The sequence below is a fragment of the Enterococcus sp. DIV1337a genome (genome assembly GCF_051712285.1).
Classification (GTDB): Bacteria; Bacillota; Bacilli; order Lactobacillales; family Enterococcaceae; genus Enterococcus; species Enterococcus faecalis.
Map to the genome: position 1 here is coordinate 765,072 of NZ_JBIOOP010000001.1, position 13,202 is coordinate 778,273.

General features: G+C 38.0%; 15 protein-coding genes and 1 tRNA gene. 15 read left to right on the plus strand and 1 reads right to left on the minus strand.

The features are described 5' to 3' along the window. The first annotated feature begins 173 nt into the window (after positions 1–173). The 13 genes from IGL49_RS03750 to IGL49_RS03810 all read left to right on the plus strand — a co-directional run bounded on the left by IGL49_RS03750 (position 174) and on the right by IGL49_RS03810 (position 8,758). A complete protein-coding gene (locus tag IGL49_RS03750) occupies positions 174–491 on the plus strand; it encodes a PTS sugar transporter subunit IIB (RefSeq protein ID WP_002355913.1) in 318 nt (105 codons plus the stop codon). 141 nt (positions 492–632) lie between these two features. Beyond that, positions 633–2,096, plus strand: a complete 1,464-nt coding sequence (locus tag IGL49_RS03755; RefSeq protein WP_002364646.1) for a PTS sugar transporter subunit IIC — start codon at positions 633–635, stop codon at positions 2,094–2,096. A gap of 43 nt (positions 2,097–2,139) precedes the next feature. Further along, positions 2,140–2,358, plus strand: a complete 219-nt coding sequence (locus tag IGL49_RS03760; protein WP_104854481.1) for a hypothetical protein — start codon at positions 2,140–2,142, stop codon at positions 2,356–2,358. Positions 2,359–2,371: 13 nt separating this feature from the next. Beyond that, on the plus strand, positions 2,372–2,572 hold the full coding sequence (locus tag IGL49_RS03765; protein WP_002355916.1) for a DUF3188 domain-containing protein: 201 nt from the start codon (positions 2,372–2,374) through the stop codon (positions 2,570–2,572). Next, positions 2,572–2,982: a DUF3284 domain-containing protein gene (locus IGL49_RS03770; RefSeq protein ID WP_002355917.1), complete on the plus strand. Its 411-nt coding sequence runs from the start codon at positions 2,572–2,574 to the stop codon at positions 2,980–2,982. Before IGL49_RS03765 ends, IGL49_RS03770 begins: the two co-directional genes overlap by 1 nt. A 275-nt stretch (positions 2,983–3,257) precedes the next feature. Then, positions 3,258–3,584 (plus strand): PTS sugar transporter subunit IIB, encoded by a 327-nt coding sequence (locus IGL49_RS03775; protein ID WP_002355918.1) that lies wholly within the window; start codon positions 3,258–3,260, stop codon positions 3,582–3,584. Between the two features lie 22 nt (positions 3,585–3,606). Further along, positions 3,607–3,927: a PTS lactose/cellobiose transporter subunit IIA gene (locus tag IGL49_RS03780; protein ID WP_002355919.1), complete on the plus strand. Its 321-nt coding sequence runs from the start codon at positions 3,607–3,609 to the stop codon at positions 3,925–3,927. 65 nt (positions 3,928–3,992) lie between these two features. Next, positions 3,993–5,270: a PTS sugar transporter subunit IIC gene (locus IGL49_RS03785; RefSeq protein ID WP_002355920.1), complete on the plus strand. Its 1,278-nt coding sequence runs from the start codon at positions 3,993–3,995 to the stop codon at positions 5,268–5,270. 83 nt (positions 5,271–5,353) lie between these two features. Beyond that, the gene (locus tag IGL49_RS03790; protein WP_104854480.1) at positions 5,354–6,748 is read left to right on the plus strand and encodes a glycoside hydrolase family 1 protein; all 1,395 of its coding nucleotides are present in this window, start codon (positions 5,354–5,356) and stop codon (positions 6,746–6,748) included. Between the two features lie 57 nt (positions 6,749–6,805). Then, positions 6,806–7,999 carry a GNAT family N-acetyltransferase gene (locus IGL49_RS03795; protein WP_104854479.1) on the plus strand — a complete coding sequence of 398 codons (1,194 nt, stop codon included), beginning with the start codon at positions 6,806–6,808 and terminating at the stop codon, positions 7,997–7,999. An 83-nt stretch (positions 8,000–8,082) separates the two neighbouring features. Then, positions 8,083–8,208, plus strand: a complete 126-nt coding sequence (locus IGL49_RS03800) for a hypothetical protein (RefSeq protein ID WP_002414508.1) — start codon at positions 8,083–8,085, stop codon at positions 8,206–8,208. A gap of 111 nt (positions 8,209–8,319) precedes the next feature. Beyond that, positions 8,320–8,393, plus strand: a tRNA-Arg gene (locus tag IGL49_RS03805). Positions 8,394–8,425: 32 nt separating this feature from the next. Next, entirely contained in the window at positions 8,426–8,758 is a 333-nt protein-coding gene (locus IGL49_RS03810; RefSeq protein WP_104854478.1) for a putative quinol monooxygenase, read from the plus strand. 113 nt (positions 8,759–8,871) lie between these two features. Here the strand turns inward: IGL49_RS03810 and ppdK are convergent, their stop codons facing one another. After that, positions 8,872–11,517 (minus strand): pyruvate, phosphate dikinase, encoded by a 2,646-nt coding sequence (gene ppdK / locus IGL49_RS03815; protein ID WP_104854872.1) that lies wholly within the window; start codon positions 11,515–11,517, stop codon positions 8,872–8,874. Positions 11,518–11,686: 169 nt separating this feature from the next. Between ppdK and IGL49_RS03820 the strand changes: the two genes are divergently transcribed. After that, positions 11,687–12,316, plus strand: coding sequence for a helix-turn-helix transcriptional regulator (locus IGL49_RS03820; RefSeq protein WP_002355926.1), 630 nt, complete (start codon positions 11,687–11,689; stop codon positions 12,314–12,316). A 12-nt stretch (positions 12,317–12,328) separates the two neighbouring features. Further along, positions 12,329–13,141, plus strand: coding sequence for a pyruvate, water dikinase regulatory protein (locus tag IGL49_RS03825; RefSeq protein WP_104854873.1), 813 nt, complete (start codon positions 12,329–12,331; stop codon positions 13,139–13,141). Positions 13,142–13,202: the final 61 nt, after the last annotated feature.

Consider the following 13,202-nt stretch of genomic DNA (forward strand, 5'->3'; position numbering starts at 1 on the left):
TTTTTGTAAGTTACACACAATTTCATGTGTGTAAGCGTTTTCTTTTAGTGTGTGCACGCTTTTTTTGATAGCGAAAGCTGTTATATCAGTATTTTAATGAGGAAAAAACTTGGCACAATTATTGCTATAAATAAAGTGTATAACGTCATAACTTTTAAGGAGATGAAGAAAAAATGGCAAAAAAAACAATTATGTTAGTTTGTTCCGCAGGAATGAGCACGAGTTTATTAGTAACAAAAATGCAAAAAGCAGCAGAAGATCGTGGCATGGAAGCAGATATCTTTGCAGTATCGGCTTCTGAAGCAGATACAAACTTGGAAAATAAAGAGGTGAATGTTTTACTTTTAGGTCCACAAGTTCGTTTCATGAAAGGGCAATTTGAACAAAAATTACAACCAAAAGGGATTCCTTTAGATGTCATTAACATGGCGGACTATGGCATGATGAATGGCGAAAAAGTTTTAGATCAAGCAATTTCATTAATGGGATAAGAAATTAAAACGTTTAAGAAAAGTGAATAGCAAATAAGGATAGTGCATGTTACCAAAGGTTTTATTTTGTACGCTCGATTCATTCGTTTAATGAGGCTACTGCCTTTTTAATAAATATAAATGGATACAGGAGGAATAAAAATGAACGGATTAATGGCATGGATGGAAAAATATATCTTACCAACTGCCGCAAAAATTGGTGCACAGAAACATCTGGTGGCACTAAGGGATGCTTTTATTGGTACATTACCTGCGACAATGGCTGGATCAGTCGCCGTAATGATTAACGCAATTATTCGAGATCTTCCCCAAGAGTTTGTCTCAACTTATGCGGCAAGTTTGGAAGCAGACAAAGGTATTTTTGCAGTATTGAATGTCATCATTGGGATTAATGGTTTTGTTTGGAATGGTACATTGGCTATCGCTGGTTTGATTTTCGCTTTTTCTTGGGGCTATAACTTAGCGAAAGCATACAATGTGAATGAGCTAGCTGGTGGGATTGTCAGTTTAGCTACCTTAATTTCAGGTGTTGCTTTTGCACCAAATAACACAGCTGAATTAGCTGTAAAAGTGCCAGAAAAGATTGCCAACGCAATTAATGGTGCAGAAATTGGTGCGTCAATTGCTAATAATCAATTGACTGTCAATCCATGGGGTTGGTTAAATCTCAATCATTTAAATGGTAACGCTTTCTTTACAGTGATGATTATGGGCGCTTTATCAACCATTATTTTTTGTAAATTAATGCAAGCAGATTTAACAATAAAAATGCCTGATTCTGTTCCGCCAGCAGTTTCAAAAGCGTTTGCGGCAATTTTACCAGCAACAATCGCGTTGTATGTCGTAGCAATTATTAACTTTACTGTCTCAAAACTTTCAGGCGGTCAATTATTAATTGACTTAATTCAAAAATATATTGCGGAACCGTTTCTTGGGTTATCACAAGGACTAGGCGCTGTGTTAATCGTAACAGTTTTTGTTCAAATTTTCTGGTTCTTTGGTATTCATGGGCCAAACGTTTTGGCACCAGTTCTTGAAGGAATTTGGGGACAAGCACAATTAATCAATATTGATATTTTCCAAAAAGGTTATGAAGGAAAAACAGGAACAGCTGCGGTTTTAGCCGCTATTGACGACGGTAAAGCCTACATGTGGGTCCGTGGTTCGTTTGATGCTTTTGCTTGGTTTGGTGGTTCAGGCGGTACAATCGTCCTAATTATTGCAATCTTGTTATTCTCCAAACGAGCAGATTATTTAACAGTCGGTAAATTATCATTAGGACCTGGAATCTTTAATATCAATGAACCGATTATGTTTGGTTTACCAGTTGTTCTGAATCCAATTATGTTTATTCCATTTGTAATTGCGCCATTAGTTGCTACTACAATTGGTTGGGTTGCAACGTATCTTGGGCTAGTCGCCCCAGTTTCTCAACAAGTCGCATGGGTGACACCGCCGTTGCTATTATCTTTCTTAGCGACAGGTGCCGACTGGCGCGCACCAATTGTAGCGTTGGTATGTATGGTAGTCACTTTCTTGATTTGGACACCGTTTGTTATCGCTGCTAACAAAATGGATCCTGCATTAGGCGAAAGTGAGCAATAGGCAATAAAAACAGCAATTACTTGTATAGAAAGGAGCGAGCGGCATGATTTCGATTGCAAGTGCAATGAAGCAAGAGGAAATTATTGCTTTATTAGAGGCATATCAAGGGGAAAATGAAACATTTACTTTTAAAGAAAAGAATGGTATTAAGTTATTTTTTGAAGTTGAAGGAGACCCTGAAACTGCTGCACAAGTTGCAAAACAGCTGATTAAGGAACAACCTTGGGGTGGCGTTTTATACTTCCAAGCAACGGTAGTCTAAAAAGATAGGATGGATGAAAATGATTAGAAATGGATTATTTTTATGTAGTATTGGCTTCTTGATTGTTTTGTATTCGTTGAATCCCAGCTCCTTAAACTATGATTTATTAAGTCTGACAACGGGGATTTTTTTCATTGGACTTGGTGGTTACCTGTTTTTTAAAGGAAAAAAAGTTGCTGAAGAAGAGGCGACAAAGGATGAGGTGAAACGGTAATGGAAATTACGAAAACATTAACTATTTCAGCAGATGAATTTTACACGCAATTAATGAATTCTGTTATTTTTGATATCCGTAAGCAAACAGGCAAAACTCTTACAAGAAAGCAGTTGCGTAAGTTTGAATACATCAAAGAATATAGTAAAAATAGTCGCGCGAAAATAGTTATTGAAGAAGCTGTAGAAAATAAGACCTATCAATTTCGAACATCCACAACTAAAAATGATTTCTCGGTGCGGTATGAGCTCCAGCCAATTGACGAAAAAAGCTGTGAACTGCGTTATACAGAAACAATGGTTTCTTATGGGGCGTTACAAAAACTGAATGATGCAGTATTAGGTATCTTTTTAAGTTATTTTAAAAAGAAACAGTTTTATAAAATGCTTAAAATGATGGAAACTGCTTAAAGGGAAAAAGCGGCTTTTGTCCAGTTGATTCTCTTCAGCTTTAGAAAGTGAGCGATGAGTCGTTTCGACTTATCGCTCACTTTCTTTTGTTGCCCTATTATTTTGGAAACGCACACAAAAAAGCTGTGTGTAATCGTTTTATTTTTAGTGTGTACACGCTTTCTATATCAAGAAACGTTGTCATATCAAGGTTTTTAATCTGTTAAAACTTGGCACGCTTCTTGCTTATATAAAGGTGTAAAGCAAAACAAAGAGAATTTAGGAGATGAAGGAAAATGGCAAAAAAAACAATTATGTTAGTTTGTTCCGCAGGAATGAGCACGAGTTTATTAGTAACAAAAATGCAAAAAGCAGCAGAAGATCGTGGTATGGAAGCAGACATCTTTGCAGTATCGGCTTCTGAAGCAGATACAAACTTGGAAAATAAAGAGGTAAATGTTTTACTATTAGGCCCACAAGTTCGTTTCATGAAAGGGCAATTTGAACAAAAATTACAGCCAAAAGGGATTCCTTTAGATGTCATTAACATGGCAGACTATGGCATGATGAATGGCGAAAAAGTTTTAGATCAAGCAATTTCATTAATGGGATCATCAAACTAGAGCAGAAAATGGGGTAGAGGTAATGGACGGACAACAGAACTTAGAAGCAATCATGGGTTTAATCATGTATGGCGGAAATGCTAAAAGCGATGCAATGGAAGCGATTGCCGCAGCAAAATCGGGGGATTTTGAATTAGCAGACAAAAAAATTGCAGATGCAGAAGAATCACTTGTACATGCACATCATTCGCAAACAGGAATGTTAACAGAAGAAGCAAAAGGCAATAACATGCAAGTAACATTGTTAACAGTGCACAGTCAAGATCATTTAATGACTGCGATTGCATTTACAGATTTAGCAAAAGAAATTATCGATCTTTATCGCCGTATTGATAACGAGTAATCTCGTTGTCAATGCGTCTTATAAGAAAAACGCGCTTGAGAAAGCGTTAATTAGGAGGAATAACAATGGACGGATTTGTTCAATGGATGGAGAAACACTTTATGCCGAAAGCGTCAGTAATCGCAGCGCAACGGCACTTGGTAGCAATTCGTGACGCGTTTGTCGTAACGATGCCATTAATGATTTTAGGGGCTTTGGCGGTATTAATTAATAATATTCCAATTCCAGGATATGAGGACTTTTTAAACAAAATTTTCCCAATGATGTATAACGATGCACCAATTTGGAAAAGCTTTGGTGGCAACATTTGGAACGGTACATTCGCAATCTTTGCCGTTTTAGTAGCCTTTTTAGTAGCACACAATTTAGTTAAATCTTATGGAAAAGACGGTATTGCAGCCGGGACAGTTTCTGTAGCTTCATTCTTCGCAGTTGGCGGCTTAGAAGGTATGGGCGCAACTGGATTATTTATTGCTTTGATTATTGCACTTATTTCAGGAGAACTATTCCAACGTTTATCTGGCAATCCTAAATTAGTTATCAAAATGCCTGATGGTGTACCACCAGCAGTAGCAAAATCATTTGCGGCATTATTACCAGCAATGATTACAATCAGTTTATTTAGTTTAATTACATCAATTCTATTTGCTTTAGGAATTGACAATATCGTTATTTCATTCTATGAAGCAGTTCAACAACCATTTATGGGACTTGCAAACAGCTACCCATCTGCATTATTGTTAGCTTTCATTACACCATTCTTATGGTTCTTTGGTTTACATGGTGCCAACATGGTTGACCCATTAATGCAAACAATCAACGTACCAGCGATTGATGCGAACATTAAAGCTTTAGAAGCAGGTAAAGCAATTCCTTATATTGTAAACAAACCTTTCTTTGATTCATTTGTAAACTTAGGTGGAACAGGGGCAACATTAGGTCTGTTAATTGCTATCTTTATCGTAGGTCGTCGTAACAAACCATACAAAGTCATTACAAACTTAAGTTTAGCACCAGGACTATTTAATATTAATGAACCAGTCATGTTCGGTTTACCAATTGTTTTAAACCCAATTATGTTTATCCCATTCATTTTAGTCCCAATGGTTCTTGTAACTGTTGCGTATGTGGCGACAGCAACTGGTTTAGTGCCAGCTGCAACCTTTATGCCACCTTGGGTAACACCACCAATTATTGGCGGATTTTTAGCAACGAAGAGTATCGCCGGCGGAGTTTTAGCAGCTGTTAACTTATTGATTTCTATTTTGATCTACATGCCTTTCGTAAAAGTAGCAACAGATCAATACTTGAAACAAGAAGCAGCCGCAGAAGCAGCTGAGTAAAAAATCGAAGGATTGAATCGTCCGGACTCTTACGGAGGGTTCAATCCTTTTTTTAATGATTAAATCGTAAAGGAGCAAATAACATGAAATATCAATTTCCAGAAAATTTTTGGTGGGGTTCTGCAGCCAGCGGTCCTCAAACAGAAGGCGTTTTTGAAGGTGATGGTAAAGGTCAAAATATTTGGGATTTTTGGTATCAAGAAGCGCCAGAAAAATTCTTTCAACAAGTCGGTCCAGATAAGACCTCACAATTTTATAAAAAATACCAAGAAGATATTCAGTTAATGAAAGAAACGGGACATAACTCCTTTCGAACATCCATTCAGTGGAGCCGTTTAATTCCAGATCCTACAACAGGGAAAGTCAATCAAACAGCAGTTGATTTTTATAATCAAGTGATTGATGATTTATTAGAACACGGGATTGAGCCCTTTATGAACTTGTATCATTTTGATATGCCGATGGTACTTCAAGAAAAAGGCGGTTGGGAAAGCCGTGAAGTAGTTGATTTGTATGTTGACTTTGCCAAAACCTGTTTTGAATTGTTTGGCGATCGCGTGAAAAAATGGTTTACACACAATGAACCAATTGTACCAGTTGAAGGTGGTTATCTCTATGGCTGGCATTATCCTGATAAAGTGAATCTAAAAGAAGGGATTCAAGTACTCTATCATGAAGCTTTAGCTAGTGCCAAAGCGATTGCCGTCTATCATTCTATGAACTTATCAGGTGAAATTGGCATTATTTTAAACTTAACGCCGACTTATCCTCGTGATGAGCACAATGAAGCCGATGTAAATGCGGCTAAATTTGTCGATGGTTTCTTTAACCGTTCGTTTTTAGATCCGGCTGTTAAAGGCCATTTTCCAGAAGATATGGTTGCCTGGGCGAAAGCAAATGACTTGTTGCCAGAAACTACGCCAGAAGATTTAGCAATAATTGCTGAAAATACTGTAGACTTATTAGGGGTAAACTACTATCAACCACGTCGTGCCAAAGCAAAAGAAACACCTGTTGAAACACGACCAGAAGGCTTACTTCCAGAAGATTTTTATGATGTCTATGATATGCCTGGCAAAAAAATGAATCCTTACCGTGGCTGGGAAATCTACGAAAAAGGCATTTATGATACATTAATGAATTTAAAAGAAAATTATGGCAACATTCGCTGCTACATTTCAGAAAATGGCATGGGCGTAGAAGGAGAAGAACGCTTTGTCAATGAACAAGGAGTCATTGAAGATGATTATCGGATTGAATTCGTGCAAGATCACTTGAAATGGGTGCATCAAGCGATTCAAGAAGGTAGTAATGTTCAAGGATATCATATGTGGACGTGTATGGATAACTGGTCTTGGCTCAATGCCTATAAAAATCGTTACGGCTTCATCGCTGTGGATTTAGATGATGATGCGAAACGGACCATTAAGAAAAGCGGTCGTTGGTTCAAAGAAATGACAGTAAATAACGGCTTTTAGAAAGAGAACCGTTTCTGTGATAAAATGAATTGATACAATGTGCGAGGAGGAAAGAAAATGACAACTAAAAGAGTCAAAAAAATGGGCAAAGAAGAAATGAAAGAGATGTTTGATCTTGTCATCTATGCTTTTAATCAGGAACCCACGGCGGAACGCCAAGAACGTTTTGAAAAATTGTTGTCACATACGCAAAGCTATGGCTTCCTAATTGATGAGCAATTAACAAGTCAAGTGATGGCGACACCTTTTCAAGTGAATTTCCATGGTGTCCACTATCCCATGGCTGGAATTGGCTATGTGGCATCTTATCCAGAATATCGTGGTGAAGGCGGCATCTCTGCTATTATGAAAGAAATGTTGGCTGATTTAGCGAAACAAAAGGTTGCCCTTTCTTACTTAGCACCGTTTTCATATCCATTTTATCGTCAATATGGCTATGAACAAACATTCGAACAAGCAGAGTATACAATTAAAACGGAAGATTGGCCACGTATTAAACGAGTTCCGGGTACCATTAAACGAGTTTCTTGGACTGACGGTAAAGAGGTCATTAAAGACGTATACCTTGAAAATCAAAGAGCGCACTCTGGTGGTGTGATCCGTGAAACTTGGTGGCTGGATTATACGCTGAATCGTGCAAGTAAACCAAATAATCAAGCGATTTATTATTCACCAGAAGGGAAAGCGGAAGGTTATGTGATTTATCGGATAGCTGCCGGAACTTTTGAAATCGTAGAATGGAACTATTTAACTAATACAGCTTTTAAAGCGTTAGCTGGGTTTATTGGCTCACATAGTGGTTCCGTTCAATCGTTCCATTGGATTAATGGTTTTGCTGGAAAAGATTTAAATGATTTAATGCCAACGCCAGCAGCTTCTGTAAAAATTTTACCTTACATGATGGCACGAATCGTTGAGTTACAAACATTTCTGGAAAAGTATCCATTTCAATCAGGAGAAAAAGAAACGTATTCTTTAGAGATTGAAGATTCCTATGGGCCATGGAATGAAGGTATTTGGACAATAATAATTGACGAACAAGGAAAAGCGACAGTGACTAAAGGTGCTGTGGAAAAAGAAGGGACTGCTGCTTTGAAAGCAGATATCCAAACGTGGACGCAATTATTCTTGGGCTATCGTTCAGCAGAGACGTTATCTTTTTATGAACGCTTGCAAGGAGACGCAACGACAGTTCAACGTTTAGGCCAACGTTTAGTCAAAGGCATGCCAATTTTAGAAGATTATTTTTAAAAAGTGTGTTTATTCGCAAAAAATGACAGAACCTACTATAATAAAAATGTAAAAAGAATTATTTTAGAAAGGTGATGGGGACAATGGCGAAAACGAAACAAGAAAAAGTTGCACGCAATAATAAAATTGGGCAATATATAGCTATCGCGACAGGACTTTATTATTTAGGGAAAATGATTCTTGATCGGCGGCAAAAAAATAATAGATAAAAGAACGATGTGTTTCACTTAAAGAAAGTATCTCGCATAAACAATTATGCGAGATACTTTCTTTTTGTCTATTGACAGATGTAGTGAAGACTTCTAAAATTAAAACAGATTGTTCTCGTAGCTCAGTAGGATAGAGCAACCGCCTCCTAAGCGGTAGGTCGCTGGTTCAATTCCAGTCGGGAACGTAAAAAGGCAAGCAAATTTAGGGGGGAGACAGATGGCGATTACCATAAACATTTATTATAGTGGAACAAATGGACGTGCAAGAGAATTTGCCAAAGAAATGATTGCCAGCGGAATTGTAGAGGCGATTCGTGCAGAAAAAGGGAATAGCCGCTATGAATACTTTTTTCCAATGGACGATGAAGAAACAGTTCTGCTGATTGATAGTTGGACAGATCAGGAAGCATTAGACAAACACCACGCTTCTCCAATGATGGCCTGTATTACGGAACTTAGAGAAAAATATGATTTGCATATGAAAGTAGAAAGATATGTATCAGATATAACAGACCCCTTGACAAAAGATGCCGCATTTATAAGAAAATAACCAGAGTACAAGCATTAATCATAAAATAAAGTGCTAGGAACATCAGTCGTTGCGACTGATGTTCCTAGCACTTTTTATCTTGTAAGGATGAATCATTTGTTACATACGTTAAATTAAAGAAGGACCATTTGTTCTTCAGTCACAGCCGGTTCGGTTAAAATTCTGGCTTGGGCGGCTGCGAGTTTCGCAATTGGTACCCGATAAGGTGAGCAAGAGATGTAGTTTAGGCCAAGTGTTTGGAAAAATGTGATGGATTGCGGATCACCACCGACTTCTCCACATACGCCAATACTCATGTTTGGTTTAGTGTGACGCGCTTTCTCTACAGCTAATTGAATCAGTTGACCAACACCTGTTTGATCTAGTGATTGAAACGGATCTTGGGTAATGATTTTCTTTTCCCGATACGTATTAATGAATTTACCGATATCATCACGAGAAAAACCATAGGTCATTTGTGTTAAATCATTTGTTCCAAAGCTGAAAAAGTCTGCTTCTTCTGCTAACTGATCCGCAATCAGACAAGCTCTAGGTAGCTCAATCATTGTCCCGATTTCGTAAGGGAAAGGAGTCATTTTATATTCTTCAAAGAGACCGTCAATCGTTTCTTTTAAAATGCGTTTGAGATAGAGAAGTTCTTCTTTTTCGGCGATTAGAGGAATCATCACTTCTGGATAAACAGTAATTCCTTCTTTGACTAATCGAATGGCACTAGTAAATAAGGCTGTAACTTGCATTTTGTATATTTGTGGTTGGGTCACACCTAAGCGACAACCCCGATGGCCCAACATTGGATTGGTTTCTTGTAACCGTTCAATTTGTTTGGCGATGGTCACTGGGAACCGTTGTAGTTGCTTCGCTAATAATTGAATATCATTCTTTTCATGAGGTAAAAACTCATGCATCGGCGGATCTAATAAGCGGACCACCATGGGCTTGTCTTGGACTACTTTCAGCATTTGATAAAAGTCTTCCTGTTGAAAATGTAGAAGTTGTTCCAACGCATAGGTTGCTTCCTTTTCAGACTCTGCTAAAATCAAGCGACGCATTTCCAAGACACGCTCTTCACCGAAAAACATATGCTCTGTTCGTGCTAAACCAATCCCCGCTGCGCCAAAACGGATGGCAGTCTCTAAATCTTGTGTAGTTTCTGCATTGGCACGAACAGTTAAATCAGCGTACTCATCTGCCCAATACAAGAGCTCTTGAAGGTCATCATTATTGTCAGCAGAAATTGTGGGAATTTCACCAAGATAAATTTCTCCCGTTGAGCCATCGACGGAAATGATTGTTCCTTCTAAAATGACTTGTGGTCCGCAGTGTAGTTGCTTGGTTTCTTCATTGACGGTTAAACTTTCGCAACCAGTCACACAGCAAGTTCCCATTCCTCGTGCGACCACGGCGGCATGAGAAGTCATTCCGCCACGACTGGTTACAATTGCTTCGCTTACAACCATGCCTTCAATATCTTCTGGTGAAGTTTCTTGACGAACAAGAATGACTTTCTTTCCTAGATTGGTCAGTTCTTTGGCTTTTTCTGCTGTAAAAACAATTTGGCCACTTGCTGCACCAGGACTAGCAGGAAGTCCTATAGCTAAGCGTTCCATGTGTTGTCGTTTCTCTTGATCAAACACGGGATGAATTAATTGATCAATCGTATCAGGTGTCACACGCAACAGTGCTTCTTGTTTAGTGATGCGATTTTCTTTGGCTAAGTCTAAAGCAATTTTAACCGTAGCTGCGGCAGTTCGTTTCCCGTTTCTTGTTTGTAAAATATATAATTTTTCATTTTCAATGGTAAATTCAATATCTTGCATGTCACGATAATGATATTCTAAAAGCTCTGCGTAATGGCGAAAATCTTGATAAACTTTTGGCATAGTCAAACGTAAACGACGAATGGGTTCTGGCGTCCGAATACCAGCCACTACATCTTCTCCTTGCGCGTTCAAAAGAAACTCTCCAAACAATTGATTTTCCCCTGTGACCGGATTTCTAGTGAAAACAACGCCAGTGCCACTGTCTAGTCCACGATTGCCGAAAACCATTTCTTGAATATTGACAGCCGTACCTAAATCATGTGCAATATGATGTAAGTTTCGATAAACCACCGCACGTTGATTATTCCATGAATCAAAAACAGCTTTGATTGCTTCAAAAAGTTGTGCGACAGGGTCTTGCGGGAAGACCACCTGATGTTGTTCAAAAACTTCTTGGTAACGGATAATCAAGGCGAAATGGTCTTCTTCTTGAAAAGCGGTAATTTTTTTGTTTAGCTCTTGTTCTAAGCGCTCTTTTTGTTGGTCAAATAATTCTTTGGGAATGTGATAGACGACGTCTCCAAACATTTGAATAAGTCGGCGATAACAATCAAAAGCAAAACCAGGAGAGGTTAAGGTCGCAAATTTTTTCACACGTTGATCATTTAAACCCAAATTTAAAATAGTATCCATCATACCAGGCATCGAGAAGGCAGCACCACTGCGAACAGAAACTAAGAGAATCTCATTGTCCGCGGTAAAAGATTTGCCTGTTTCAGCTTCTAGGTTTTTAACCGCTTTCAAAATTTCTGATTGTAAGTGTTCTTCAAAGAAAGTAGCATCTGCCAAATAGTCCATACAGCAACGGGTTGTGATCGTGAACCCTTGCGGAATCGGCAAACCTAAGCGAGTCATTTCTGCCAAGTTCGCTCCTTTACCACCAAGGGTTTCTTTTCCTTCATTGTGTGTTTCGTTAAAAGAATAAATAAACTTTTTCATGAGTGACCTCCGTTTAATATGTGTCTTATATGTTCAATAAACATCATAATAGACGGGAATAAGTTTGTCAATAGAAAAAGTTTCCTGTCAATATGTTGAAAAAACAATAAATATGTGTATAATTGTAAGCGAATGCACAATTTATTTAAGAGGAATTGAGGAGGAAATGATGAAATTAAGTAAACGACAAGAGCAAATTATCGCTGTTGTAAAAGAGCATCAGCCAGTTAGCGGTGAACGCATTTCAGATATTCTAGCCGTATCACGTGCGACATTGCGTTCTGATTTGTCTTTTTTAACACTTTCAGGAATTTTAAAAGCAAGTCCGAAAGTTGGCTATACTTACGAAAGTGATAATATGGAGGCTTTTTTCTTTTTTGATGTTTTTCAAACAAAAGTTCAGGAGATTATGAGTCCACCATTGATGGTTGCTCAAGACACCTCAATTCGAGATGCGATTACCAACTTGTTTATGTATGATGTCGGTTCTCTTTATGTCATGGATGAAGCAAAAGAATTATTAGGGGTTTTGTCACGAAAAGATTTATTGCGGGCCTCTTTAAATACAAATATTGATGGCACACCTGTTGCTGTTTGTATGACAAGAGTGCCACATGTGAAAACCTGCACACCAGAATTTACTATTCTTGAAGCTGCTGACACTTTGCAAAAATACGAAGTGGATTCTTTGCCAGTCGTTGAAAAAGAAAATCCTAAAAAAGTTATTGGAAAAATTACGAAAACGAAAATTTTAACCTATATTACGCAACAAGCGAAAGAAGCCGCACAAAACAGATAAAGGAGCTTAATTATGAAAAAAGAAATCATTGTTTATACTATTTCCGATTCACTTGGAGAAACATCACAAAAATTGTTAGCTGCAGCAAGTGCACAATATCCAGATATTTCTTTTCTTAATCGTTACAATTTTTCTTTTGTTACAACAGAAGAAGAATTATTGGAGATTTTAAAAGATGCCTTAAAAGATAAAGCCTTAGTTGTCAGTACATTAGTAAGTAAACAACTAATTACAGCGGCCAAAGATTTTAGTGAACGAACAGGGTTGTTATATTTAGATTTAATGGCGCCATTTTTTGAATTAATTAGAGCGAAAGCTGGAGTAGATCCTATTGAAGAACCTGGACGACGCCACCAACTAGATCGTGCTTACTTTGATAAAATCTCAGCGATTGAATTTGCTGTAAAATATGATGATGGCAAAAATCCTCAAGGGTTTCTAGATTCCGATGTATTGTTGTTAGGCGTTTCGCGGACCTCAAAAACGCCAGTCAGCATGTATTTAGCGAATCAAGGCTACCGCGTTTCTAACTTACCATTAATTCCAGAAGTTCCATTGCCGACAATATTGGAAGAAATGGATCCACAAAAAATGATTGGTTTAGTTTGTTCGCCAGAAACATTAGGACAGATTCGTAGCAGTCGGTTGGCTTCCTTAGGTTTAGGTAATGAGACCAGCTATACCAATGTTGAACGGATTGAACAAGAATTAGCCTATGCCGAAGAAATTTTTGCGAAGTATGACATCCCAGTGATTGATGTAACCGCAAAATCTGTCGAAGAAACAGCCTTTTTAATTAAAGAAAAACTAGATGAAAGAAATTAAAAAGCTTGGCAACTTCACTGAAATGTAGTGAGGTTGCCAAGCTTTTCATACTTAATTGGGA

Excerpts from the sequence above, each read along its gene's own strand:
- ppdK (WP_104854872.1), bottom strand. The coding sequence starts at position 11,517 with ATGAAAAAGTTTATTTATTCTTTTAACGAAACACACAATGAAGGAAAA.
- IGL49_RS03780 (WP_002355919.1), top strand. The coding sequence starts at position 3,607 with ATGGACGGACAACAGAACTTAGAAGCAATCATGGGTTTAATCATGTAT.
- IGL49_RS03820 (WP_002355926.1), top strand. The coding sequence starts at position 11,687 with ATGAAATTAAGTAAACGACAAGAGCAAATTATCGCTGTTGTAAAAGAG.
- IGL49_RS03795 (WP_104854479.1), top strand. The coding sequence starts at position 6,806 with ATGACAACTAAAAGAGTCAAAAAAATGGGCAAAGAAGAAATGAAAGAG.
- IGL49_RS03810 (WP_104854478.1), top strand. The coding sequence starts at position 8,426 with ATGGCGATTACCATAAACATTTATTATAGTGGAACAAATGGACGTGCA.
- IGL49_RS03755 (WP_002364646.1), top strand. The coding sequence starts at position 633 with ATGAACGGATTAATGGCATGGATGGAAAAATATATCTTACCAACTGCC.
- IGL49_RS03750 (WP_002355913.1), top strand. The coding sequence starts at position 174 with ATGGCAAAAAAAACAATTATGTTAGTTTGTTCCGCAGGAATGAGCACG.
- IGL49_RS03785 (WP_002355920.1), top strand. The coding sequence starts at position 3,993 with ATGGACGGATTTGTTCAATGGATGGAGAAACACTTTATGCCGAAAGCG.
- IGL49_RS03770 (WP_002355917.1), top strand. The coding sequence starts at position 2,572 with ATGGAAATTACGAAAACATTAACTATTTCAGCAGATGAATTTTACACG.
- IGL49_RS03790 (WP_104854480.1), top strand. The coding sequence starts at position 5,354 with ATGAAATATCAATTTCCAGAAAATTTTTGGTGGGGTTCTGCAGCCAGC.
- IGL49_RS03825 (WP_104854873.1), top strand. The coding sequence starts at position 12,329 with ATGAAAAAAGAAATCATTGTTTATACTATTTCCGATTCACTTGGAGAA.
- IGL49_RS03760 (WP_104854481.1), top strand. The coding sequence starts at position 2,140 with ATGATTTCGATTGCAAGTGCAATGAAGCAAGAGGAAATTATTGCTTTA.
- IGL49_RS03775 (WP_002355918.1), top strand. The coding sequence starts at position 3,258 with ATGGCAAAAAAAACAATTATGTTAGTTTGTTCCGCAGGAATGAGCACG.
- IGL49_RS03765 (WP_002355916.1), top strand. The coding sequence starts at position 2,372 with ATGAAAATGATTAGAAATGGATTATTTTTATGTAGTATTGGCTTCTTG.
- IGL49_RS03800 (WP_002414508.1), top strand. The coding sequence starts at position 8,083 with ATGGCGAAAACGAAACAAGAAAAAGTTGCACGCAATAATAAAATTGGG.